The sequence below is a fragment of the Vibrio sp. 3-2(1) genome (assembly GCF_963887575.1).
In the GTDB taxonomy this organism is placed as follows: Bacteria; Pseudomonadota; Gammaproteobacteria; order Enterobacterales; family Vibrionaceae; genus Vibrio; species Vibrio anguillarum.
The window spans coordinates 1-25,474 of the sequence record NZ_CAWPGB010000003.1 but is presented as its reverse complement, the minus strand read 5'-3'; the positions used below and the strand labels follow the sequence as shown (position 1 = coordinate 25,474).

Sequence of the window (25,474 nt, the reverse complement as noted above, 5' to 3'; positions counted from 1 at the left end):
CATTCGAATTGAGCGCTTATTATCACCCATTTATTGAATTTATAAATACATCAAGACAATTCCATACAAAACAGTACAATATTTTCAACATCATGCAATGGTGATAAAACGCGTACCACGCCCCCTTGAATATCAGCTTGGCTGGCTTATATTGCTCTACAAAAACTTTGTGCAATAACGTAGCCAAATCACAAGAAAACACAGTATTATCACCCCTTATTCCACATACTTCGTGGAGATCATAAACGGAATAATTATGGAAAATATCGTCGAAAAACTACTCTATTCAGCGCGCTGGATTATGGCCCCTATCTATTTGGGGTTAAGTTTAGTGCTGCTGGCATTAGGCATTAAATTTTTCCAAGAAGTGTTTCATCTGCTACCTAACATCTTGAGCACCGATGAAGTCAGCCTGATTTTAGTGACACTTTCTTTGATTGATATTTCATTGGTTGGTGGGTTGATTGTGATGGTGATGTTTTCAGGCTATGAGAATTTTGTCTCTAAAATTGATATCGCCGAAGAGGATGATAAGCTCGGCTGGCTCGGAAAATTAGACACAGGATCGTTGAAAAATAAGGTTTCGGCATCGATTGTCGCCATCTCCTCAATTCATTTGCTGAAAGTCTTCATGAACACTGAAAATATCGACAGTGAAAAAATCAAGTGGTACTTACTGCTGCACATTACCTTTGTCTTATCGGCCTTTGCGATGGGTTATTTAGATAAAATCACCAAAAAATAGCCGCAAGCCCTGTATACACAGGGCTATTCGTTCACACTATCGATGCCAATGGTAAATAGACTGAGCTTATTTTGAACGATTGACCAACAGTAACAGCAAGAAATAGCTCCCACCGAGAATCGCCACGAGCGTGCCAGCCGCAATTTGCATCGGATAAACGATCACCTGTCCGAGCCAATCCGCCCACAACATTAATGATGCACCGACTAAACTTGCCACCAGCAGTTGGGTTTTACTTTGCTGCGCGCCTAGCATCATCGCCATGTGTGGCGCAATCAAACCCACAAACGACACTGGCCCCATCGTCGCCATCACCAGCGCACATAACAGCGCCACAATGGTCAATAAAATCAAACTGGTGCTTTGCGCATTAACGCCGCGCGCACTGGCAAAACGACGACCAATGGAGATTAAAGTCAGCCAACGCGACAGTGCAATGGTGGCTGCGGCCAGCAACAGCACCAAAACGGCCAGCAATAACGCTTGGTCAGGCGTAACGCGATAGGTTGAGCCTGCCAACCACTGTAAAATTCGATAACTGTCTTCTGACCCTTTAGCCAAGCAAAATTGCACTAAGGATTCAAGCAATGCGGTGATGGCTATCCCGGTTAAAATCAAACTCGACGCGGCGTATTGATGGCGCTTACCCAGCACAACTAATGCCGCCAACACCAGCAAACTACCCAACAACGCTGTCACCCAATGAGCGGCTAACAAGCTTTGACCTAAAAAGAGATTGGCAAACACCAACGCAAACGTCGCCCCTGACGAGACCCCTAAAATATCTGGGCTGGCTAACGGGTTGTATATCAAACGTTGCAAAATGCTACCTGCTAGTGCAAGACCAATACCGGCACACAATGCGGTAAGCATGCGCGGCCAGCGTAATGACCACTGATAGCTGCTTGGCAGTGCCAATTGCCAACTGAGTTCGTTCATTTGAAACAACGTATGCAACCCAAGTGCTGCCAGCATCATTAACAACAACCCCAATAATGCGACACGGCTTAATGATGCGCGCGACTGAGGCAGTGAGATAGTCAAGGTATCTTGCGCCTTGAGCTGACGGCGACTAAACCAGATCAATGCGGGCGCGCCAATCGCCGCGGCTGTGATACCGCTGGCGATGACTTGCGTAGTCCATAGGCTCAACCACATTGCGAGCATATCGGTTAATAAAAGCAGTAACGCGCCAAGCAGTAAGCTCGAATAGAGCTCTTGTTTGGGCGTTCTTGCCCCCATAGCACGGGCGATGTTTGGCGTGAGTAGCCCGATAAAACTGATGACGCCCACCGCTGTAATCGAGGCTGAAACCAACCAAATCCCGAGCACCATTAAGATTAAAAATGCAGGAATGACAGGCAGACCACGAGCCGCAGCACCTTGATGACCTAAACGCAATAACGTCAGAACCCTTGGCGCAAACAGTAAGATCAATAAGGAGACCGATAACCGCGGCAGCAACCACTGCACCCAATCCCAGCCATTTTGCGCCAGATCGCCCGCGCCCCACATGAAGACGTTTTTGGCGTATTGTTCATTGAGTAGAATCAGTGCCGTCGCAATCGCGCCAAGTAGCAGGTTCACCACCATGCCTGCCACAATTAACGGCAAGCCCGTCATGTTACGCACACCCGCAATAACCACGATCAACGCAAATGCGAGCAAAGCACCACTCATTGCCGCCAACGCGCTGTAGCTGGCAACTAGGCTTGGAAAACCAATGTTGAGAATAATCAGCGCCAGCCAAGCTCCAGATGAGGTGCCCAGCGTCAATGGTGAAGTGAGGTTATTCTGCGTCAGTTGTTGCATCACATTGCCGACCAAACCTAACATCGCGCCTACCAGCAACGTCATCACCAAACGGGGCAATTGACCATATAGGAAATTGAACTCAGCAAAAGAGCTCGCTTCACGTTGCGCCCACAACAGTTGCCATTGCGTGACTAGATCAACGCCATTGCCAATTTGCACACTGAGCATCGCCGCAAGCAGCAGCGCACTACTCAGTGCGAGAAACACTTTTCCGTTCATGACTTAGGCGCAACCTCAAGCAAACTGCGTGTCAGCGCTTCTGCAATGTATTGTAGTGACATCGCACCGCCGTAGTTCCAGACACTCTCAACCGAGTTCACTCGCGCTTGACGCACAAACGGCATCGCTTGCCAAAGCATTGATTTTTCTAGCTGTGCTTGCTGGGCAAATGGCAAGAAATAGAGCACATAACCTTGCTCAACATACTGCAGATCCGTTAACCGATGTTGCACAATCCCCCACTCTTTGGCGGGCTGAGGCAGCGCTTCATGCAAGCCCAATTGCTTCAACACATAATGAGTGGTGGAGTTTTCACCGTAAAGGAACACCGAGGTTGGATTAGCAAAACGCATCGCCACCACCGCGGGTGTTTGATGAGAAAATGCGATGTCAATTTGTGCTCTTAACTGCGCAAAACGTTCCGTCATTGTGGTCAGTTTTTGCTCGGCGAGCGCTTGCTTGTCAAAGAGCTGCGCTAATTGGCGAAAATGGTCAATCGCGACTGCGCCACTGTTATCATTGGCTTGAAAATTAGAGAAATAGAGTACCGGAGCAATGCGCTCTAACGGTGTGATTAAATCTTGCTGCGGCGCAGCAACGAGAATGAGATCTGGTTTCAGTGCAGCAATTTTTTCCAAATTGGGTTCAACGCGCGTGCCGATATCTTCTACCCCTTGCGGCACTTGGGGTTTGACAACCCAATCTTGATAACTGGCAAGCTCTGGCGCGCCAACGGGTGTGATACCCAGTTCAATCACTTGCTCAAGTAAATCCCAATTGAGCACCACCACACGTTGTGGCCGCTGCTGTAGAGTTTGCTCTCCGCGGCTGTCGTGTACGGTCAATGGCGCGCTAAAAGCGACACTCGAAAAAACAGAGAGTAAGCCAACAACCAGCCAGCGTTTTACAAGGTTTAAGCACATACAATCGCGACCTTATGCGTGTGAGAATCTGAATTGGACATTGGGTGATCCAGCAGTTGGATCGGCGTTTGATAAAGCGCCGATAAACGTGCTTCATCGGCCAATAAAGAGGCATCGCCTTCAAAAGCAACCTTGCCCTGCTTGAGCGCGACAATGTGGGTCGCGTAACGTAGCGCAAGGTTCAGATCATGCAAAATGACGATAATTCCGCAGCCTTGTGTTTGGTTTAATTGCGCAAGCAGAGCCATTAACTGATATTGGTGCTGCACATCTAACGCTGAAGTTGGCTCATCTAAAATCAGCACCGGAGACTGCTGCGCCAACAGCATCGCCACCCAAGCGCGTTGCCTTTCACCGCCAGACAATTCATCTGCCAAGGTATAGGCAAATTCAGTGACGCCGGTTTGGGCGATCGCTTGATCGATGATCACTTCATCCTGATTTTGCCAGCGACCAAAAGGACCACGCCACGGAAAACGCCCAAGGCGCACTAACTCTCGTACCGTTAACCCCGCTGAAGTTGGCAATTTTTGTGGCAAAAACGCCACCGCTTTAGCCAGCGCTCTGGCGCTGAGCTCGGCAATCGGCTGCTGGTTAAGTAACACGTCGCCACGGTCAGGTGCTTGCTGACCAGAAATCAAACTCACCAGCGTGGATTTACCAGAGCCATTATGGCCGAGTACCACAGTTAACTCTGTGGTGGGAATATTCAGTGATTCAATGGATAAAATGCTTCGTCCATCGCGTACCACTTGAACATTTGATAAGGTAAACATCACTCTCCCCCAAAAATCGAACCACCTAAAACACACATCCCCGCCGGCGCGGGAATGTTCAAAAACCGTCAAACTCACCTTCAGCGAAGGTGAGTTCATGCTGACTTACCAGCGGTAATTCACGCTTGCCACCATACGACGTGATTCGCCGTAATAGCAGGTTCCGAAATCACAACCAGCAAAGGACTCGTCATCCAAAATATTATTGAGGTTAACCTGCACATCCCACTGTGTATTGATGGCGTAGCTTGCCATTGCATCCCACAGCATATAAGCAGGCACCTTTTTATCGAGCGAGGCATCCACAGACGTTCCGGTATAACGCACGCCAGAGCCCAACGTCAGCCCCTCAATCCCAAGGCCTGCAAAATCATAGCTCGCTCAGCCTGTCGCTAAGTGGCGCGGAATCATCGACTTGCGCTTCTGGCTCGTTCCTTCACCCGTATGAGCATCGAGATAGGTGTAGCTGGCATTCAGCATCAGATTCTCTGTCACAGCCATGCGAGCTTCCACTTCGAACCCTTGCGTATTGGTTTTTGTGCCCGATTGACTGGTGGTTAACGCGCCATTGCTGCCGACGGTAGAGGCAGTTGCGTTTTTCTGGTCGATATCAAACCACGCCAGATTGACATAGCCATCGAGCCAGCTTGGCATGTATTTCACACCCACCTCGGTTTGGTTGCTCTCGACGGGTTTGTAGAGTTTGTTGGTGGTGAAATCTAAGCTGCTGATCACATAGAAAGATTCAGAGTAGCTCACATAAGGTGACAAACCGTTATCGGCTAAATAGATCAAACCGCTGTTTAATGACAGTTGGCCATCATCAAGCTCATCTTTATTCAAACCTTTGCTTTCAACATCAATTTTGTCGTAGCGGCCACCTAAATTCAGAACCCATTTCTGTTGCCACTTCGTTTGATATTGCGCGTACACACCCAGTTGCTGTTTGACAATCTCATTGTCATACAAGCTGCTTGAGAGATCAGGCACATTGCCGTAGGTCGGATTAAGGCTGTTGATCACGCCCACCTGTGAACCAGTGCCATTACCCAGCCATTTATTTTGGTGATACTGAATGTCAAACCCGGTCAGTAAGCGGTGCTCAAATTGGCTACTTTGCCACTGTGCTTGGGCGTTGTTATCTAAGGTTACGCTGTGTGCATCACCATCATTGATCAAGGTATAACGTGCCAATGTGTATGGGTCGCTGTCTTGCCAAGCATTTTGATAGGCCGAAGAGCTTCGTAGGTACAGATCAACATAGGCGTAGTTGAAGTTTTGCTTGAGGCTCCAAGTGTCGTTCAGTTGATGAGAGAGTTGGTAGCCGAAGGACAGTTGTGTTTTATCGAAATCATCGTGATCCGGCTCGCCAAAGTTGCGGTTAGGCGCAATCGTCTCGCCATTGGGCAGCGCCACTAATGTGCCATCGCTTGGGAAGAAACCGTTTTGTGGCACGCCGTTATCTTTCAAGAAAGTGGCCATCAGCGTTAGCGTGGTTTGATCTGATAAATCGATAGCGTAGCTTGGCGCAACATAAACGCGCTGGCTCTCAATGCCATCCAATTCACCCTCTTTTTGATTAACCATCGCCACCAAGCGGTAGCGCTGGCTGCCATCTTGGTTGGCCCAATCGGCAATATCGACACCCAACTGCTGGTAATTTTTATTCCCCACCGACAGAGATACGGAATGCTGCGCGCCATCAGTCGGCTTTTTCTGCACCACGTTGGCAATACCGCCCGGCATGGACTCACCATACAGCACCGAAGACGGGCCTTTCACCAATTCAACTCGCTCTAAACCAAAGGGTTCAACCGTCCAAGCAAAGAAACCTTCTTTATAAAGACGGTTACCATCGAGATAGACACTCGGTTCAAAACCACGCACAAACATCCATTCGGCGTCGTTATCCGCGCCATAAGGTGAGGTGTACCCCGGCGTATAGCGCAATGCTTCATCCAGTTTTTGTACGTTATGCTGGTCCAGTTCATCACGTTCAATGACAGTGACCGACTTTGCGGTTTCTTGTGTCGGGGTATCGACTTTCAATGCCGATGCCGTTACCACGATCGTGTCTAAAACTGGTGGCGGTATTTGCTCAGCTTGTGCCGTAGCCGAAACCATGAACAGACAAGGTAATGCGCTGATTTTTAATATGTTGTGAATTGCTGTCCCCAGCAAGCTTGGGCGAATGAGATCCATTAAAGGATACCTCCTGCTTTAATTAGTTTGAGAAACGTTTTTATTATCATTATTATTGCCCGTCATTTTACTGATAAATTCAATATTTAACAGATAAAAATAAGAATGAATCTCACTCGCACATCACCATAAGTTGATCACCTATGTTTCAATGGTTTGAAAATCTCACAACGGCGTTTCCTAAAGAAGAGCCGCAACAACCGCCTAACTCCTTATTAGCCTTCTGCCGTCATTACACGCGGGGTTTTGAAGTACCGTTATTGGTCATGTCACTGCTCAGTGCTTGTGTGGCGATTGCCGAAGTCACCCTCATTCGCTATATGGGTGAATTGGTTGATATGCTTGGCAGCCAACAACGTGCGACATTCTGGGCTGATCAGAGTGACCGCTTGTGGGTAATGGCTGCGCTGGTGGTGGTCATTATGCCGCTGCTGGCTTTCTTCCACTCCATGATCATGCACCAAACGCTACTGGGTAATTACCCGATGTCGATACGTTGGATGATCCACCGCTACTTACTCAAACAGAGCGTCAGTTTTTTCCAACGCGATTTCGCGGGGCGGATCGCCACCAAAGTGATGCAAAGTTCACTCGCCGTGCGAGAAACAGTGATGAAACTGGTCGATGTACTGGTTTACATCGCGGTCTACTTCGTCTCGATGATTTGGATGATGGGCGAATCTGACCGCATCTTGATGATCCCGATTCTGATTTGGCTCGTGGCCTACATCATCATTCAATTGTATTTCATTCCCAAGATGAAAAAAGTGGCGACCGATCAAGCCGATGCTCGCTCAACTATGACGGGCAGCATAGTCGACAGTTACACCAACATTGCCACCGTGAAACTGTTTTCCCATTCGCAACGAGAAATGCAGTACGCCAAAAGCAGCATGAAACGGTTTTTGAACACCGTGTACCAACAGATGCGCATGGTGACGTGCCTGTTATGGAGTGTTGACGCCATCAACTATTTACTGCTGTTTTCTATCGCCGCTTTATCAATCAATTTGTGGCTCGATGCCTCAGTGACTGTCGGTGTCATTGCGATTGCGATTAGCGCTGCGCGTACAAGGCATGTCGAAATGGATCATGTGGGAAGTGAGCGCACTATTTGAAAATATCGGTACTGTGGTGGATGGAATGAATACCTTGTCACAACCAGTGACCATAACGGATGTAGCCAATGCGCCGCCGCTGCAAGTAACGCAAGGGCAAATCAGCTTCCATAACGTTCACTTTCACTATGGACAAGAGAACACTGTGTTTGAGGCGCTTAACTTTGAGTTAAAAGCGGGCGAAAAAGTGGGGTTAGTGGGTCGTTCGGGCGCGGGAAAATCGACACTGGTTAACTTGCTGCTGCGATTTTACGATTTGAATGGCGGCAAAATCTGCATTGATGGGCAAGATATTTCGCAGGTCAGCCAAGATTCACTGCGCCAACACATTGGTATGATCACGCAAGATACTTCTCTGTTGCACCGCTCAATCCGCGACAACATTCTGTATGGCAACCCAGATGCCGGGGAAGAGGCGCTGATAGAAGCAAGCCGTCAAGCGCATGCTCATGATTTTATCGCGCAGTTGCAGGATGAGAATGGCAACCTTGGCTACGATGTTCAAGTGGGAGAACGCGGTGTCAAACTCTCTGGCGGCCAACGCCAACGCATTGCGATTGCCAGAGTGCTATTAAAAAATGCGCCGATTCTGATCATGGATGAAGCCACCTCGGCCCTAGATTCAGAAGTAGAAGCGGCTATTCAAGAAAATTTTGAAACGCTGATGGAAAACAAAACCGTGATCGCCATTGCGCACCGTTTATCAACCATTGCCGCCATGGATCGCTTAATCGTGCTGGATGAAGGACGAATCATTGAACAAGGATCACACCAAGAGTTGCTGCAACAACAAGGCGTTTATGCTCAGCTATGGGCGCATCAAACAGGTGGTTTTATAGGCGAACTTGCGTAGTGGATGCTCTTTAGGCCAAAGAAAAGGCCTTTAGACACATCCAACAGAGAAAGAAGATGTGCTAAAGGCCGCGCTATTTCACCCAATACCCTCACTTCTGAGTTTGGGTATTTTGCATACTATTTTGCATACCATACATAGGGGGGGTGAATTAGCTTAAATCGACATCTTTGCAGCCAAAAAAGTAGGTCGCGAGAAAGCCAACAGTGTAGGAGATTAAAAGACCGCCAACAAACACCATCATCCCAGCAAAAATTCCTTGCTCGGAAGTCATCAATGGAATGGCGACAATGCCTGACGGGCCAAACACCGTATTTAATCCTACTGGCAAACCAAGGTAAGAAACTAAGCCGACAAAGAAACCGCCCGCCGCCCCACCAATGCAAGCGGTGACAAACGGTTTAACCCGCGGCAAGGTCACGCCATAAATCAGTGGTTCGCCAATCCCCAAAATACCGGGAATGATCGCCCCTTTCACTTGCGTGCGCAGCAACGCATCTTTATTCGCTTTGAAATAGAGTGCCAGCGAAGCGCCCACTTGGCCGCCGCCCGCCATCGCCAAAATAGGAAACAGAGAGTTAAACCCTTGTACATCCATCAGCGCAAAATAGACTGGCACAAACCCTTGGTGAATACCAAACACCACCGAAATTAAGAACAAACCCGACAGTAACGCCGCGCCCAACGGGTTATCATTGAGGTTCAAAAACAACCATGACATGCCTTTAAACAGCTCACCACCAATCGGCATGATCACCAAGAAAGTCACCGCGCCCATGATGAGTAACGTCACCACAGAGGTTAAGATCATATCCAAATCATCAGGCATGTATTGGCGCACTTTACGTTCTACTTGCGCGCCCAAAATAGAGGCTAAAAGTACCCCGATGATGTTGCCGCGCGGGTCAATGGCGAAGCCAAAGAATTCACTCATACCCGAGTAGATACCCGTTGTCGCCTCTGGGTTATACCCCAGCACAAACAGCGAAGCTAAAATGGCACCATTAACACCCGAGCCACCGAAAGCTTGCTGCGCGTTATAACCAATTAAAATACTCAAGAAAGCAAATAGCCCTTTACCAAACACTTTCATATAAGTAATGAGATCGAGCATAAACTGGCTAGGCGATTGATCGATAACGAACATTTGCTCCAGCAAAGTGGCAAAACCAAGCAACAAACCCGCAGCAATGAAACCGGGGATCAGCGGCGTAAAAATGGTCGCAAATTTGCTTAAAAAACGTTGTACGCCGCTGGTCTGTTTACTCTTCATCTGCTTTTTCTGCTCAGCAGCAATCGCGGATAGATCGGCAGTTACGGCCATATCCGTCTCAGTACCGTCACCGTTGGCGATCATCTCATTCATCATATCGGCCGCCGTTTGCGCTTTGCCTGGGCCTAAAATGATCTGCAGTTGTTGGTCACTCTCCACCACGCCCATTACGCCTGGAAGGGTTTTCAGCAGAGCCTGATCGGCCAATGCCGTATTATTTAATGTTAAACGTAAGCGCGTCATGCAGTTGCCACACTTACCGATATTGCCACTACCACCGACTGCACTAAGCAGCTTGGCGATCATATTTGAGGTTATTTTTGCCATTGGGACATCCTTGGATAGATCCAGTCGGGTTATTGATCATTCAGTGCCGCGCGAATAAAACCATTATGCTTGGCCAGTTTTTGCGTCGCTTGCTCGGCGCTTAGCCCCGCAAGAATCATTACAATGGCGGTTTTACAGTGACGATGGCAGGCGCTCAGTGCTTGTTCTGCTTCCTCTTTACTGCAACCAGTCGCTTCGACCACAATGTTATTTTGGCGCTGAATCAACTTAGCGTTGGTCGCCTCGACATCGACCATGAGGTTGCCAAACACTTTACCGCAACGAATCATCGCGCCGCTGGTTAACATGTTAAGCACCAGTTTTTGCGCCGTGCCCGCTTTCATACGTGAAGAGCCCGTGACCACTTCCGCGCCCACCACAGGCACAATGGCAATGTCAGCCGCGTGCTGCATCGCGCAATCTGGGTTGCACACTACTGCCACAACCGTTGCACCCAGTGATTTAGCGTAAGCCATGCCGCCTAGCGCATAGGGTGTACGACCACTGGCGGCGATACCCACCACCACATCGTTGCGGGTCAAATTAATATTTTTCAGATCGCTTTGCCCAAGCTCAACATTGTCTTCGGCATTTTCAACCGCTTTAAGAATTGCTGGGTGTCCGCCCGCAATAAGCCCAACCACTTGTTTAGGATCAGAGCCGTAGGTGGGTGGGCACTCGCTAGCATCTAAAATCCCCAAGCGACCGGAGGTTCCCGCTCCCATGTAGATCAAACGTCCACCCGCTTGAAATGCCAAGGTAATGGCATCCACCGCTTGCGCTATCTGCGGTAAGGTTTTTTCAACCGCCAACGCGACCAGTTGATCTTCATGGTTAATGACTTGCAACATCTCTAAGGTGGAAAGGGTGTCAATGTCAGCACTGGCAGGGTTGCGGCTTTCGGTAACCAACTGGGTTAGGTCTAGGTTCATCGTCTATTTCTCGGTTTGAATTCGGAACTGAGGGCGATTCTATGGAATAAAATATTCCACTTTAGTGACAAAAATCACAACAAAGGTTATTCTTTGACCAGTCACTACATGGAATAATGGCCTACAATGCACCGACATCTTTTAAGCCCCTGAACAAAAGGCTAGTTAATACAAGCCACTACACTAATGTTCGTTATTTTAAATTTGGAATAATTTATTCTAAAAAATACAAGGATCGCGCATGTCTGTGATGCATAAAATCGTCAGCCGCCGCACTCAACTCTCTCGCAGTGAATTACAAATCGCCGATTGGATCATCGCTCATCCAGAAAAAGCCGCGCTCGCCACCAGCCAAGCATTGGCCGAACACGCAAAAGTCAGCCAATCGAGCATTGTCAAATTTACCCAGAAAATTGGCTTTAGGGGCTACAGTGAGTTTAAGTTAGCGCTGGCCGAAGAGCTTGGCCGTAAATTGGCGTTTCAGACCACGCCACTGCACAGCAATATTCTGGCTGACGACCCACTGGCGGTGATCGCACAAAAATTGGTGCAAGCGAAAACAGAGGCGATGTTTCACACCACCAACGCGCTTTCATTTCCCCATTTCAACCAAGCAGTACAGTGGATAAACTTCGCCAACCGCGTGCAAATTATCGGCATCGGCGGCTCGGCGCTCACCGCAAAAGATTTGGCTTTTAAGCTCCTGAAATTAGGCATCACAGCGCTCACAGAACAAGATAGCCACGTACAAATCGCCACCGCACGCACGCTGGGTGCGCAAGATGTTCAAATTGTGATTTCATTTTCAGGAGAGAGAAAAGAGATTTTGATTGCCGCCGAAGCGGCCAAGCAGCAAGGAGCAAGCGTTATCGCGCTCACCTCTCCGAAGAAAAATCGATTACGTGAATTAGCCGATCTCTCTTTTGATACGATTGCCGATGAAAATGAACATCGCAGCTCATCCATCGCCTCTCGCACCGCGCAGAATGTTCTAACCGACCTGTTGTTTATTACTCTTGTACAGCAAAGAGACGAGTCGGCGCGTCAATTGATCCAAGACATTTCATCTGATATTCGTCAAATCTTTTAACGGAACTAATCGCTCTCTTCAATGCGGTGCATGCGATGAAAAACGCGATGAATGATCGGTGCAAATAGGGTAGCCAATGAAACGAAAAAGACAGTTTCGATAAATAAGCTGTAAAAGGCTAAAAAGAGATGCAAGCTCGGCGCAAGATGCAGATTGATTATCGGGTAGGGAAGCTCGAGACCACTGACCATCGAAAGCGCATTCAACCACGCTTGCGCCGCCGGGAGATCAGCTAGGTAGACAAAACCCACCACTCCGGGAATGAGGCCAGTCAACAGCAGTAACGCAGCGATCACCGCATAGCGTAAGCAGCGCCATGTAAAACGCTCAACGGAGATAACTTCTTGATGAATCGACTCAAATTTCACGCCAGCCTCCTTGATGTTTGCCTCATCATAAGCAATGGTGGCTTAATAATGAAGGACCAAAAGGCGGATATGCAGAGTTGATCTACACGCTTAGAAACCTCGCGCTAATAATTGCGCGAGAAACGCCAACTCTTCTTGGCTCTCTTTGATGGCAAGTGCTTCAAGCCAAACCGACTCGCTGTAATGCTCGGCTTTGAGAAAAAGTAAGCAACCTTCAAAATCAATCAACCATGAGTGAATGTCCGCATCCCACTGTTTTTCTATCACTGTAGCCGAAAGCTGCTTGACCAAACGCTCGCCTAGTGCAGGAAAAGTATCGACATCAAAACGCGGTGTACTCAGGACGAGTCGCCCTTCATCTTGTAAATTGTGAGCTAAACCGAACTCAGCCATGGTGGGTTAAGTGCTCCTGAATCAGGTCTAAAAATGGGTCGGCGTATTTTTCAAGCTTGCGTTGCCCAACGCCGTTAACGGCCAACATTTCTCCGTACGAAGTGGGCAATATTTCCGCCATATCAATTAAGGTCGCATCACTAAAGACCACGTAAGGCGGCAGGCCATCTTCATCAGCAATCGATTTACGCAATTTACGCAATTTGGCAAACAGTGGTTTGTCGTAGTTTTTGTTGGATAACTTATCTGATTTCGCCGCACGAGCGGCTGTGTCTAAGCGTGGAATAGCTAACTCTAATGGCATTTCTCCACGCAGCAGCGGTCGCGCCTCTTCCGTCAACTGCAAGGTCGAATTGCGAGTAATGTTTTGCTGCAACAACCCTTTATGGATCAACTGACGGAAAATACTCACCCAATAATCATGGCTATGATCGCGACCAATGCCGTAAGTAGTGAGCTTGTCGTGGCCATTTTCACGAATACGGATATTTTGCATACCGCGCATCACTTCCACCACATAACCAATACCGAAACTTTGGTTGACGCGATAAACGCACGATAATGCTTTTTGCGCCTCTTGCGTGGCATCGAAATGCTTGGGGGGATCAAGGCAGATATCGCAGTTGCCGCAAGGTTTATCTCGATATTCACCAAAATAATTGAGCAACACTTGGCGGCGGCAAGTTTGTGCTTCAGCAAAAGCACTCATCGCGCCCAACTTATGGCTTTCCACCTGTTTTTGTGGCCCTTCCGGCTTCTCATCTAACATTCGACGCAGCCAACTGATGTCGGCCGGATCATAGAGCATCATCGCTTCGGCTGGCAAACCGTCTCGCCCTGCGCGCCCGGTCTCTTGATAGTAAGATTCGATGTTGCGCGGAATATCAAAATGCACCACAAAACGCACGTTGGGTTTATTAATCCCCATTCCAAATGCGACGGTAGCAACCACTATCTGAATGTCATCGCGCTGAAATGCTTCTTGCACATAAGCGCGCTCATCGGCGTCCATACCCGCATGGTAACTGGCTGCTCGTAAATGGTTGTTGCACAGTTTTTCTGTCAGCATTTCTACTTTTTTGCGACTGCCACAGTAAATGATGCCGCAATGTCCTCTTTGCGTATCAAGATAGCGGATCACCTGTGAAACCGGTTTGTGCTTTTCGACCAAGGTATAGCGGATATTAGGGCGATCAAAGCTGCCCAGATAGACATGCGGTTCTTGCAACTGCAAACGGTGCAAAATATCCACGCGCGTGGCGTCATCGGCCGTTGCCGTCAGTGCCATAAAAGGCACGTGTGAAAAATGCTGTTTAAGTTGGCCTAACGCCGCATACTCAGGGCGGAAATCGTGCCCCCATTGAGAAATACAGTGTGCTTCATCCACGGCAATCATCGCCAATGGCAACTGCTGCAAGCGTTCGATGAAATCGGGCATCAAAACGCGCTCAGGCGACGCGTAAATCAGCTTCAGTTGCCCCGCATTCATTCGGTTATACACCGACATCAGCATCTCACGTGACATACTTGAATTAATACACTCAGCCGCGACACCGTTGGCTTTGAGCTGATCCACTTGGTCTTTCATCAACGAAATGAGCGGCGAGATGACTAAAGTGATGCCCTCTTTGACTAACGCAGGGATCTGATAACAGAGCGATTTCCCCCCACCCGTTGGCATGATAACTAAGCTATCTTGCCCCGCTAACGAAGCGTCAATCACCTCTTGCTGGCCGACACGAAACGACTGATAACCGAACACAGTCTGTAAAATACTGTGCGGTGTCTCAGGTTGAGGATCGGTTTGTTGAGCCATTAACGTTGCGGTCATGAAATTTCCAAGGGTGAACAAAAGGGGTAGAGCAACCGCTATACCGCAAAGCGTCTTATTGTAGTGGGGTTCGATGGTGAATAAAACCGCAAAATGTAGCGGTAAAGCGAATCACTTGATTCTCGGCCATTATTCGCCACTCAAACTCCCGAGTAGGCGGTTGATTAACAAAGCTGCAACTTACTTGAGGAACAGTATATACTGTCGAATCGTTTCGCTGGCTCAGCACTTCACTCCTTTGAGAATTCATCATGACCGCAGAAGAACAACAACGCTCCAGACAAGGCGTTTTACTCGCTATTGGTGCTTACACTATGTGGGGCATCGCACCGATCTATTTTAAAGCAATCAACAATGTTCCTGCACTTGAGATCCTCACTCACCGCGTAGTGTGGTCGTTTTTCTTGTTAGCAGCACTACTTCATTTTGGCCGCAACTGGCGTAGTGTACGCAGTGTGATTACTCATAAATCAAAGATGATCTATCTAATGACCACCGCTTGTCTGGTTGCGGTGAACTGGTTAATTTTCATCTGGGCGATCAATGCTAATCATATGTTAGATGCCAGTTTAGGCTATTACATTAACCCACTGCTCAATGTGGTGCTCGGCATGCTTTTTCTTGGTGAGCGATTACGCAAACTGCAGTGGGTCGCGGTAGCGCTAGCCACCATTGGTGTGGCCATTCAGTTAATTGTGTTTGGTTCGATTCCTGTGGTCGCCATCGCTTTGGCTACCACTTTTGGCTTGTATGGCTTACTGCGTAAAAAAGTGGCGGTTGATGCCCAAACAGGTTTGTTTATCGAAACCTTGGTAATGTTGCCCGCGGCGTTGATTTATCTGTTGTTTATCGCCAGCTCGCCAACTTCAGATATGGCGCTCAATCCGCTTAACCTCAACCTACTGCTGATCGCAGCTGGCGTCATCACGACCTTGCCTTTGCTTTGTTTCACAGGAGCAGCAACGCGTTTAAAACTTTCAACGCTGGGTTTCTTTCAATACATCGGCCCAAGCTTGATGTTTTTGCTCGCTGTCTTGGTTTACGGTGAAGCCTTCTCTAGTGATAAAGCCATTACTTTTGCCTTTATTTGGGCTGCATTGTTGCTGTTCAGTTTTGATGGTTTAAAAACAGGCCGGACCGCGCGACGCGCTCAACGGGCATCCGTTTAATTAGGATTGTTTATTCCCCTCGTTCGTCAAAGCGATCGAGGGCACTGTGATCATTTTTTACAAGACAGTGGCGACATGGCTGGCTAAGCTTGCATTATTCAACCCTAAATTTTGGTCTCTATGGATAAAGTGAGCTACAGCCAAACGGCCTATCCTGCGATCGGTCTGATTGATGCAGACTATCGTCAGTTTGCGTTTGATCGCCACTACCATCTTGATATTCATATTGGCCTTATCACTCAAGGAACGCAGCGCTTCTACCACCAAGGCGCTTGGCATCAGGTACAACGGGGCGGCGTAGTTCTGATGTCGCCAGATGAACTGCACGATGGGCAAGCACACAATGGCTCTGGCTACCAAGTGCAAGTGTTTGCTATTGAGCCCACTTGGCTACAGCAAACCTTAGAAGCCAAGCAGATTGAACAAGTGCTGGGTTTTGAGCAGTTAATAGTCGATGACGCGCCACTTTTTTGCTCACTGCTGCAACTTCATCACACCATGAAACAGGATAAGCTCAGTCAACTCGCTAAAGATTGCTTACCCTACCAAGGGTTCACACCTTTACTTGAACGCTATAGCCACTTGAAACTGCCGGAGGTTAAACCGCTTGGCCAACGCAACCTCGCCACGCTGAAAGAGTGGGTACTCAGTCAACTCGACCAACCAATCCGCCTTGAGCAACTCGCTCAGCTTTGCCAGCTTTCACCCACTCAGTTTCAGCGCCATTTCAAGGCGCAAACGGGCATCACACCTTATGCGTGGTTATTGCGTTTACGTTTAGAGCAAGCGATGAAATTGTTGAAAACCGGCACCTCTAGCACTGAAGTCGCCTATCAAGTCGGTTTTTATGATCAAGCCCATTTCAGTAAGGCGTTCAAAGCAACCTTTGGCCTGCCACCCTCCGCCATCAATCGCACACTTTACTAACTAAACTGTCAGAAATTTACAAGGCAAGCACGTTTTCTCCACGCATACTCACCGTAAAACATGAGGAGAATACATGAACGAACTTTCCATATTGGCCACATTGGCTGGCGTACATTTTATGGCATTATTAAGCCCCGGCCCAGATGTGGCACTGGTGGTACAAAATTCCACCCGTTACGGTCGCAGAACCGGAGTTTTTATTGCGCTAGGGTTATCATGTGGCATTGTCATTCACTCATTGCTTAGCCTCACAGGGATAAGCTATTTGGTGCATCAACAACCCGCACTGTTTGCGATGGTGCAACTGGCCGGCGGGGGGTATTTATTCTATTTAGGCTTGGGCGCACTCAAATCCATCTACACCACCTGGCGATCGCCACAAGCTGTCGGAGTCAACAATGAGCGCGACAAGCTGATCGAAAATCAACGCCAAGCCTTTTCCCGCGGTTTTATCACCAATATTTTTAATCCAAAAGCTTTGGTCTTTTTTATCAGCTTAATGTCGAGTTTAGTGCCTGTGGGGATGTCCTTTTCAGGTAAAGGTATCGCCTTGCTGATTCTTTGGGGGCTCTCTTTTATGTGGTTCTCAAGCTTGGCGTGGATGCTCTCCACCGCCCGCCTACAAAAACGTTTGCAATCACTCACTGTGTATATTGATGCGGTATGTGGCATCATTTTTACGCTCATCGGTGGACTTATTTTATTGCAAGCGCTGCTTAGCCTTAGCCATTGATGCAGCGATTCGCGCCCATTTTTGTGCGAGATCTCTTACAAACGAGTGAGCAAATATCGCTTTTTGAGTAGGAAAATCAACACTAAAAAACTTAACTAATTGATTTTAAATAAAATAACAACCAACTAGAGAAACCCTTTGCGAAAAAAGCGTTTCTCTAGCATTGCCGATAAATTAGAGATGGGTAATATGAACCTTGTCGGAAGGATTCTGACACGGAACAGGAAAGCACCACGGATTGGTCATCTTCAGGATGAAGAGACGACTGCTCAGGATGAATGGTCGGCACGGAAAGCAAATTGGACATTGAATGGACGCAATAGTAGCTAGGATGGTTACTACTAAGGAAAGACAATGGACACCTCTGGACGAGGCAAGGACTGAACATCAGGATGATGTAAAGGACACCGCTCAAGGAACAAGTGAAGCGCGCTAACGTGGATGGTTAGCAGACTAGGAAGTCACCAAGGACACCGCTAGGAAGGCGAAGAACGGATTAAGCTGACGGAATTCAGCCACTATCATGGATTTGATGCATGGAGCACTTTCGTAGCTGGATTGCTGCAAGTAAGACTATAACCCCGCAGGGCGCAAGCCCTCGGGGTTTTTCTTTTGGATCGGATAAGTAGATGAGTTATCCAGCTTTCATATCTTGAACAACTAGGTTAGGTATTTGGTTTAAACAACGCCATAAACACCCCCTCCCTGCCTCCCCCTCAAAGAGGGAGGAGAACAATCCAACCATCTCAGCAAAGAAAAGTACCCTTTCTTCGTACAAGGAAGATCATAGTTTCTCTAGCTTGGCATAAGCAGTCACTAGCCATTTAATGCCTTCACCGTTAAAAGCGACTTGCACTCGACTTTGCGGGCCACTACCTTCGAAATTAATGATGGTGCCTTCACCAAAAATAGGGTGTTTCACGCGTGCGCCCAAGCTAAAGCCTGTCTCGTTAAAGTTCTCTTTGACCGCTGTTTGACTAAAACGCCCGGCACTGCTTGGTCGGCTCACTTGCGCTTTCATGCGCACTTCATCAAGGCACTTTTCTGGCAGCTCACGGATAAAGCGTGACGGCTTATGGTATTTATCCTGACCGTATAAACGGCGAATTTCAGCGTAAGTAATGTAGAGCTTTTGCATGGCGCGCGTCATTCCGACGTAGCACAAACGGCGCTCCTCTTCCAATCGCCCCGCTTCTTCGGCCGACATTTGGCTAGGGAACATGCCCTCTTCAACGCCAACCATAAACACCAACGGGAACTCTAACCCTTTCGCGCTGTGCAGTGTCATTAACTGTACGGCATCATCAAATTCGTCAGCCTGCCCTTCGCCCGCTTCCAGCGCTGCGTGGGTTAAAAAGGCCGTCAACATGCTCATCTCATCCGCTTCTTCTGGCTTTTCAAATTGGCGTGTTGCGGTGACTAGCTCTTCCAAGTTTTCAATTCTGGCTTTGGACTTTTCACCCTTTTCAAGCTGATACATCTCAAACAAACCTGAGGTTTTGATTACATGGTCGGTTTGACTGTGTAACGGCATCTCAGCGCTATCATCTTCAAGAGCATTGACCAGTTCAATAAACCGGCTTAATGCGCTTGCCGCACGTCCTGTGAGCACTTTTTCTTCCAACAGCACAAGGCTCGCTTGCCACAAGGTACAGCCGCGATCTCGCGCCGCAAAACGAATGGTTTCCAGCGTTTTATCACCCAAACCACGCGGTGGCGTATTTACGACTCGCTCAAAGGCCGAATCATCATTGCGGTTAGACATCAAACGCAAGTAACTTAACGCATCTTTGATCTCTTGGCGCTCGAAGAAGCGCATGCCGCCGTAGATACGGTAGGGCAAGCCTGCTTGAATCAAGGCTTCTTCCAAAACACGAGATTGGGCGTTGTTGCGATAAAGCATCGCACAATCCTCTAATGCGCCACCTTTATCTCGCCACTCTTTGATTTTATTGACGGTAAAACGCGCCTCATCAAGATCGTTGTAGGCCGAATAGAGAGAAATTGGCTCGCCTTCGCTGCCATCTGTCCAGAGCTCTTTACCCATTCGCTCGGTGTTGTTCGCGATCAGTGCGTTCGAGGCTTGCAAAATGGTTTTGGTTGAACGGTAGTTTTGCTCTAAACGAATGGTATTAACGCTCGGAAATTCCTGCGTGAATTTGTCGAGGTTTTCAATTTTGGCACCACGCCAGCCATAAATGGACTGATCATCATCACCGACGATCATCACGTGGCAATCGCGCCCAGCCATCATGCGCAGCCACGCGTATTGGATGTTATTGGTGTCTTGAAATTCGTCGACCAAGATGTGTTTAAAGCGCGCTTGATAATGTTCACGAATGTGCTGCTTATCACGCAACATCTCGTGGCAACGCAGCAAAATTTCGGCAAAATCAACCAAACCTGCGCGATCGCACGCCTCTTGGTACGCGGAATAAAGCTGCAAATAGGTTTGAGTCACGGGATCGCGGTATGCATCGATGTGCTTCGGACGAAGACCTTCATCTTTTTTACCGTTAATCCACCAGCACACCTGGCGCGTAGGCCACTGCTTCTCATCTAGGTTTTGTGCTTTGATTAAGCGACGCAGCAAACGCAGTTGATCTTCAGAATCGAGGATCTGAAAATCCTCAGGCAGGCGAGCGTCAAGATAGTGAGCGCGTAAAATACGGTGGCAAATACCGTGGAAGGTGCCATTCCACATACCCGATGCACTGCCCATCATCAACTCTTCAATTCGGCCACGCATTTCCGCCGCCGCCTTGTTGGTAAAAGTCACCGACATCACTGAAAAAGGCGAGGCGTTTTCAACCGAGATAAGCCAAGCAATGCGATGCACCAATACTCGGGTTTTACCACTCCCCGCTCCGGCAAGCACCAGCAAGTTTTCTAAAGGCGCAGCAACCGCTTCGCGCTGTTTATCGTTGAGACCGTCGAGTAAGAGAGAAGGATCCATCATGGCTAAGCTACTGGTTATTTATACATAATTGCCCAGATTATAACCTCAAATCGCGGCAAGATGCTCGTCTCTATCACATTTTTCTGGGCATTCAAAAATGAAAAGCCCACCGCAAAGGTGGGCTAATTCGAGCTTCATCGCATTTTAAGCGCGTGACTACGCGGCGATCCCCGCATGACGCAACAACGCATCAATTTGCGGCTCGCGGCCTCTAAAGCGTTTAAATAGCTCCATCGGCTCTTCACTACCACCCATTTCAAGGATGTTATTCAAGAAACTTTGCCCAGTCTGTGGGTTAAAAATTCCCTCTTCCTCAAAGCGAGAAAACGCATCCGCCGAAAGCACTTCTGCCCATAAGTAGCTGTAGTAACCTGCGCTGTAACCGCCAGCAAAGATGTGGCTAAAGCTGTGTGAGAAACGGTTCCATTCAAGGCTTGGTAACACGGCCACTTTCTTTTTCACTTGGGCGAGAGTTTCCAACACTTGCGGGCCTACTTCGGGATCGTAAGTGGTGTGCAAGGTGAAATCGAACAAACCAAATTCAAGTTGACGCAAAATAAACATCGCTGACTGGAAGTTTTTCGCCGCGAGCATTTTATCGAGCATTTCTTTCGGTAGCGGTTCACCCGTTTCGTAATGACCTGAAATAAACGCTAACGCCTCTTCTTCCCAGCACCAATTTTCAAGGAACTGACTGGGCAGTTCAACCGCATCCCACGGTACACCGTTGATGCCAGATACCGCACCCACTTCAACTTGAGTCAACATGTGGTGGATCCCGTGTCCAAACTCATGGAACAAAGTGACCACTTCATCATGAGTAAATAACGCAGGTTTATCACCGATTGGGCGATTAAAGTTACAGGTCAAATAAGCCACTGGTGTTTGTAGCTCGCCACTTTGAGTGATACGGCGGCCACGGCAATCATCCATCCACGCGCCGCCACGCTTATGTTCGCGTGCATACAGGTCGAGATAGAAGCTGCCACGCAGTGATCCTTTCGCATCAAAAATATCGAAAAAACGCACCGATGGATGCCAAGTATCAACCCCAGAGCGCTCTTTGACGCTCATGCCAAATACGCGGTGGAGCACTTCAAATAGGCCGCTCACCACTTTCGACTCTGGGAAATAAGGGCGCAGCTCTTCATCTGAAATATCAAACAAGTGCTGTTTCTGTTTTTCGCTGTAGTAAGCGATATCCCACAACTCTAGCATGGTCACGCCAAACTCTTGCTGCGCAAATTGACGCAACTCTTCTACTTCACGCTCACCTTGCGGTTTCACTTTGGTGGCTAAATCATTTAAAAACCCTAACACTTGATCGGGCGTTTGCGCCATTTTGGTCGCCAGTGATTTTTCACTGTAGGTATTAAAACCGAGCATACGGGCTATTTCATGACGCAGTTTGAGCTTCTCAGCGATGATTTCGCTGTTATCCCACTTGCCCGCATTTGGCCCGCGATCCGAGGCACGCGTAACATACGCTTCATAAAGCTCTTTGCGCAGAGCTTGGTTATCACAATAAGTCATCACTGGCAGATAAGAAGGAATGTCGAGCGTTAATAAATAACCATCGAGCTCTTTGGCTTGCGCCGCCGCTTGTGCAGCTGCCAACGCCGATTCTGGCATGCCCGCTAATTGATTGGCGTCGGTAATGTGCTTGGTCCAGCCCATCGTGGCATCCAGTACGTTATTAGAGAACTTAGAACCCAACTCAGATTGACGTTTACTGATCTCGCCGTACCGTTTTTGCTCTGCCAATGGCAAGCCGATACCCGATAGCTCAAAATCACGCAGTGCATCATTGATGGTTTTTTGCTGCGCTTGAGAGAGCGAGGAAAAAGTATCGCTGGCTTTCATGCTCTTATAGGCTTCAAACAGGCCTTTATGTTGCCCAACCCAAGTGCCGTATTCAGACAGCAGCGGCAAACAGCTTTCGTACGCATCACGCAGTTCATCGCTATTGAGCACAGAATTAAGGTGGCTTACTGGCGACCAAATGCGGCTTAAGCGATCATCCACCTCTTCAATGGGTGCAATCAAGTTTTGCCACGTTGGGGTGCTATTGCCAACAAGGCGTTTTTCAATTTCGGTGCGGCAATCTTCTATCGCTTTCTCAACCGCAGGCTTCACATGCTCTGGCTTAATGGCGGAAAACGGCGGTAAATCCGTGAAAGTGAGAAGTGGATTAGACATAAAACATTCCTTTTAAGTTAAGACGCGCCTGCACGTTGATGCATTTCTCTGCAACAGTCACTGATTGTTTCACGGCAACCGTCGATTTTGTTTATCTGAAATAGTAAATATAGGTAGGTTCAGCAATTTTCAATAGTGGCGTATAATCAGCCAATACGTTTGATTGATGAAACACACTCCATTTGGGGTGTTTTGAGAGCCTATTTTGCTAAGTTATCGCCACAGTTTTCACGCGGGCAACCACGCGGATGTATTAAAGCATATCGTACAAAGCCTTATCCTCAATGCATTACAGCAAAAAGAGAAGCCTTTTGTTTATCATGACACACACTCTGGTGTGGGCCGTTATGACTTGACCCATGAATGGTCAGAAAAAACTGGTGAATATAAACAAGGGATTGCTCGTATTTGGCAACAAAATGTAACGCCACCCGCCATTCAAAGCTACCTTGATGCAGTAAAAGCGCTCAATGAAAGCGAAGAGTTACGCTACTACCCCGGCTCACCACGTGTGGCTCGCGCTCATCTACGCGCGCAGGATCGTATGGTGCTCACTGAATTGCATCCGAGCGATTACCCGTTGCTCGAGCAAGAGTTCCACCGAGATCGTCAGGTATCGATTTACAAAGAAGATGGTTTCCAACGCTTAATCGGCAGCCTGCCACCGAAAGAGCGTCGCGGCTTAGTGCTGATCGATCCCCCTTACGAATTGGCCAAAGAGTACAGCGATGTCGTAAGAGCCATTGCCCAAAGTTATAAGCGCTGGGCGACGGGTATCTACGCCATTTGGTATCCCGTAGTGAATCGCGACACCATTGATGACTTGCTTGAAGGGCTGGCAAGCCTCGGTATTCGCAAAATCTTACAAATTGAATTAGGCGTGTCGCCAGACACCCATGAACGTGGCATGACCGCTTCAGGCATGATAGTGATTAACCCACCATGGACACTGGAAGGGCAAATGCAGGAAATTTTACCGTTTCTTCAGCAAGCGATTGCCCCGGTAACTGGTCATTTTAAAGTCGAATGGGTTGTACCAGAATAAACTGACCCAATCTATCAAAGAAGTAGAGAACCTTTTTCGCCTTGCTATGGTTGCCAACACTGTACAAAACCAAGGTCAAATAGGATGAAAAAAGAATAATGGAGAAAGTAATGACAACGCATTTTGATTATATCTGTATCGGTGGTGGCTCTGGTGGTATCGCTTCAGCGAACCGCGCGGCAATGTATGGTGCGAAAGTCGCACTGATTGAAGCCAAAGACCTTGGCGGCACTTGTGTCAACGTCGGTTGTGTTCCGAAAAAAGTGATGTGGCATGGCGCGCAAATTGCTGAAGCAATGCACCTTTATGCCAAAGATTACGGCTTCGATGTCGATGTCAAAGGATTGGATTGGTCAAAACTGATTGAGAGCCGCCAAGCGTATATTGGCCGTATTCATCAATCGTACGACCGCGTATTGGGCAATAACAAAGTGGAAGTGATCCGCGGTTTCGCACGCTTTGTTGATGCAAAAACCGTAGAAGTGAACGGTGAACACTACACGGCAGACCATATCCTGATTGCCGTTGGCGGACGCCCAACGATTCCGGCTATCCCAGGGGCGCAATACGGCATTGATTCCAATGGTTTCTTTGACTTGACCGAACAGCCTAAACGCGTCGCGGTTGTGGGCGCAGGTTATATTGCGGTTGAAATCGCGGGCGTACTCAACGCACTCGGCACAGAAACGCACCTTTACGTGCGCAAAGAATCCCCCCTGCGCAGCTTTGATCCCATGATCATCGAAACACTCACTGAAGTCATGGCGGCGGAAGGCCCAACATTACATACTCATTCAGTGCCAAAAGAAGTGATCAAAGAAGCCGATGGCAGCCTGACTCTACACCTTGAAAATGGCCAAAGCCAAAACGTTGATACGCTCATTTGGGCAATCGGCCGCCACCCAGCAACCGATGCGATAAACCTAGCAGCAACGGGTGTGGCAACTAATGCACAAGGCTATATTAAGGTTGATGAGTACCAGCAAACCAACGTCGCGGGCATTTACTGTGTCGGCGATATCATGGAAGGCGGTATCGAGCTCACACCAGTTGCCGTCAAAGCAGGCCGTCAACTTTCAGAGCGCCTGTTTAATGGCAAAACCAATGCGAAGATGGATTACAAACTGGTCCCGACCGTGGTCTTTAGCCATCCGCCAATCGGCACAATTGGCCTCACAACGCAAGAAGCCCAAGCGCAATATGGTGAAGATAACGTCAAAGTGTATACCTCTAGCTTCACGGCCATGTACACCGCCGTCACCTCTCACCGTCAACCATGCAAAATGAAACTAGTATGCGCTGGCCCTGAAGAAACCGTTGTTGGCCTACACGGCATCGGTTTTGCGGTTGATGAAATGATTCAAGGCTTTGGCGTAGCCATGAAAATGGGCGCAACCAAAGCCGATTTTGATTCAGTTGTGGCAATACATCCAACGGGTAGTGAAGAGTTTGTTACCATGACAGGTTAGTGTAGGAAAAGCATCTTACACACATAAATAAATCTGGAAAATATATTATTACTGACTATGCTGTGTGTATAGTCAGTGATTTTCTAGGTGAATTTATGTACCTCATAC

The 25,474-nt window shown here is 48.2% G+C and carries 17 protein-coding genes and 2 pseudogenes; 8 read left to right on the top strand and 11 right to left on the bottom strand.

The window, feature by feature from the left end; all coding sequences use genetic code 11:
* Window positions 1-256 precede the first annotated feature (256 nt).
* On the top strand, window positions 257-745 hold the full coding sequence (locus tag AACQ79_RS00920; protein WP_017045929.1) for a TIGR00645 family protein: 489 nt from the start codon (window positions 257-259) through the stop codon (window positions 743-745).
* A gap of 66 nt (window positions 746-811) precedes the next feature.
* Here the strand turns inward: AACQ79_RS00920 and fhuB are convergent, their stop codons facing one another.
* From fhuB to AACQ79_RS00900, 4 genes and pseudogenes are all read right to left on the bottom strand, one after another.
* Window positions 812-2,779, bottom strand: a complete 1,968-nt coding sequence (gene fhuB / locus AACQ79_RS00915; protein WP_170899565.1) for a Fe(3+)-hydroxamate ABC transporter permease FhuB — start codon at window positions 2,777-2,779, stop codon at window positions 812-814.
* A complete protein-coding gene (locus AACQ79_RS00910) occupies window positions 2,776-3,702 on the bottom strand; it encodes an iron-siderophore ABC transporter substrate-binding protein (protein WP_170899564.1) in 927 nt (308 codons plus the stop codon). The genes fhuB and AACQ79_RS00910 overlap by 4 nt, the downstream gene beginning before the upstream one ends.
* Window positions 3,693-4,478 (bottom strand): ABC transporter ATP-binding protein, encoded by a 786-nt coding sequence (locus AACQ79_RS00905; protein WP_170899563.1) that lies wholly within the window; start codon window positions 4,476-4,478, stop codon window positions 3,693-3,695. The genes AACQ79_RS00910 and AACQ79_RS00905 overlap by 10 nt, the downstream gene beginning before the upstream one ends.
* 105 nt (window positions 4,479-4,583) lie before the next feature.
* Window positions 4,584-6,602 (bottom strand): annotated as a pseudogene (locus AACQ79_RS00900) (TonB-dependent siderophore receptor).
* Between the two features lie 221 nt (window positions 6,603-6,823).
* Here AACQ79_RS00900 and AACQ79_RS00895 point away from each other — a divergent pair.
* Window positions 6,824-8,651: pseudogene (locus tag AACQ79_RS00895) on the top strand (ABC transporter ATP-binding protein).
* A gap of 151 nt (window positions 8,652-8,802) precedes the next feature.
* On the opposite strand, the gene murP reads toward AACQ79_RS00895, so the two are convergent.
* Together murP and murQ are read right to left on the bottom strand one after the other, a co-directional pair.
* Window positions 8,803-10,251 (bottom strand): PTS N-acetylmuramic acid transporter subunit IIBC, encoded by a 1,449-nt coding sequence (gene murP, locus AACQ79_RS00890; protein ID WP_017045935.1) that lies wholly within the window; start codon window positions 10,249-10,251, stop codon window positions 8,803-8,805.
* A 29-nt stretch (window positions 10,252-10,280) separates the two neighbouring features.
* Complete coding sequence (murQ, locus tag AACQ79_RS00885; RefSeq protein ID WP_047688473.1) at window positions 10,281-11,183, bottom strand: N-acetylmuramic acid 6-phosphate etherase; 903 nt, start codon at window positions 11,181-11,183, stop codon at window positions 10,281-10,283.
* Window positions 11,184-11,424: 241 nt separating this feature from the next.
* On the opposite strand from murQ, the gene AACQ79_RS00880 reads away from it, so the two are divergent.
* On the top strand, window positions 11,425-12,273 hold the full coding sequence (locus AACQ79_RS00880) for a MurR/RpiR family transcriptional regulator (RefSeq protein WP_170899562.1): 849 nt from the start codon (window positions 11,425-11,427) through the stop codon (window positions 12,271-12,273).
* Between the two features lie 5 nt (window positions 12,274-12,278).
* Here the strand turns inward: AACQ79_RS00880 and AACQ79_RS00875 are convergent, their stop codons facing one another.
* From AACQ79_RS00875 to recQ, 3 genes are all read right to left on the bottom strand, one after another.
* Window positions 12,279-12,641 (bottom strand): hypothetical protein, encoded by a 363-nt coding sequence (locus AACQ79_RS00875; protein WP_170899561.1) that lies wholly within the window; start codon window positions 12,639-12,641, stop codon window positions 12,279-12,281.
* Between the two features lie 90 nt (window positions 12,642-12,731).
* Window positions 12,732-13,034 (bottom strand): DUF3630 family protein, encoded by a 303-nt coding sequence (locus AACQ79_RS00870; protein ID WP_013855693.1) that lies wholly within the window; start codon window positions 13,032-13,034, stop codon window positions 12,732-12,734.
* Window positions 13,027-14,865, bottom strand: a complete 1,839-nt coding sequence (recQ, locus tag AACQ79_RS00865; protein WP_064626057.1) for an ATP-dependent DNA helicase RecQ — start codon at window positions 14,863-14,865, stop codon at window positions 13,027-13,029. The genes AACQ79_RS00870 and recQ overlap by 8 nt, the downstream gene beginning before the upstream one ends.
* 251 nt (window positions 14,866-15,116) lie before the next feature.
* On the opposite strand from recQ, the gene rarD reads away from it, so the two are divergent.
* The 3 genes from rarD (at window position 15,117) to AACQ79_RS00850 (ending at window position 17,694) form a co-directional block, all read left to right on the top strand.
* Window positions 15,117-16,034 carry an EamA family transporter RarD gene (gene rarD / locus AACQ79_RS00860; protein ID WP_013855691.1) on the top strand — a complete coding sequence of 306 codons (918 nt, stop codon included), beginning with the start codon at window positions 15,117-15,119 and terminating at the stop codon, window positions 16,032-16,034.
* Between the two features lie 120 nt (window positions 16,035-16,154).
* Window positions 16,155-16,961, top strand: coding sequence for an AraC family transcriptional regulator (locus AACQ79_RS00855; RefSeq protein WP_026028188.1), 807 nt, complete (start codon window positions 16,155-16,157; stop codon window positions 16,959-16,961).
* Window positions 16,962-17,034: 73 nt separating this feature from the next.
* A complete protein-coding gene (locus AACQ79_RS00850) occupies window positions 17,035-17,694 on the top strand; it encodes a LysE family translocator (protein WP_170899560.1) in 660 nt (219 codons plus the stop codon).
* A 784-nt stretch (window positions 17,695-18,478) separates the two neighbouring features.
* Here AACQ79_RS00850 and uvrD read toward each other — a convergent pair.
* Window positions 18,479-20,653: a DNA helicase II gene (uvrD, locus tag AACQ79_RS00845; RefSeq protein ID WP_170899559.1), complete on the bottom strand. Its 2,175-nt coding sequence runs from the start codon at window positions 20,651-20,653 to the stop codon at window positions 18,479-18,481.
* Window positions 20,654-20,809: 156 nt separating this feature from the next.
* Window positions 20,810-22,852, bottom strand: a complete 2,043-nt coding sequence (gene prlC / locus AACQ79_RS00840; protein WP_170899558.1) for an oligopeptidase A — start codon at window positions 22,850-22,852, stop codon at window positions 20,810-20,812.
* A 205-nt stretch (window positions 22,853-23,057) separates the two neighbouring features.
* Between prlC and AACQ79_RS00835 the strand changes: the two genes are divergently transcribed.
* The gene (locus AACQ79_RS00835) at window positions 23,058-23,897 is read left to right on the top strand and encodes a 23S rRNA (adenine(2030)-N(6))-methyltransferase RlmJ (protein WP_170899557.1); all 840 of its coding nucleotides are present in this window, start codon (window positions 23,058-23,060) and stop codon (window positions 23,895-23,897) included.
* Window positions 23,898-24,007: 110 nt separating this feature from the next.
* A complete protein-coding gene (gorA, locus tag AACQ79_RS00830; protein WP_170899556.1) occupies window positions 24,008-25,366 on the top strand; it encodes a glutathione-disulfide reductase in 1,359 nt (452 codons plus the stop codon).
* The last annotated feature ends 108 nt before the right edge of the window (window positions 25,367-25,474 follow it).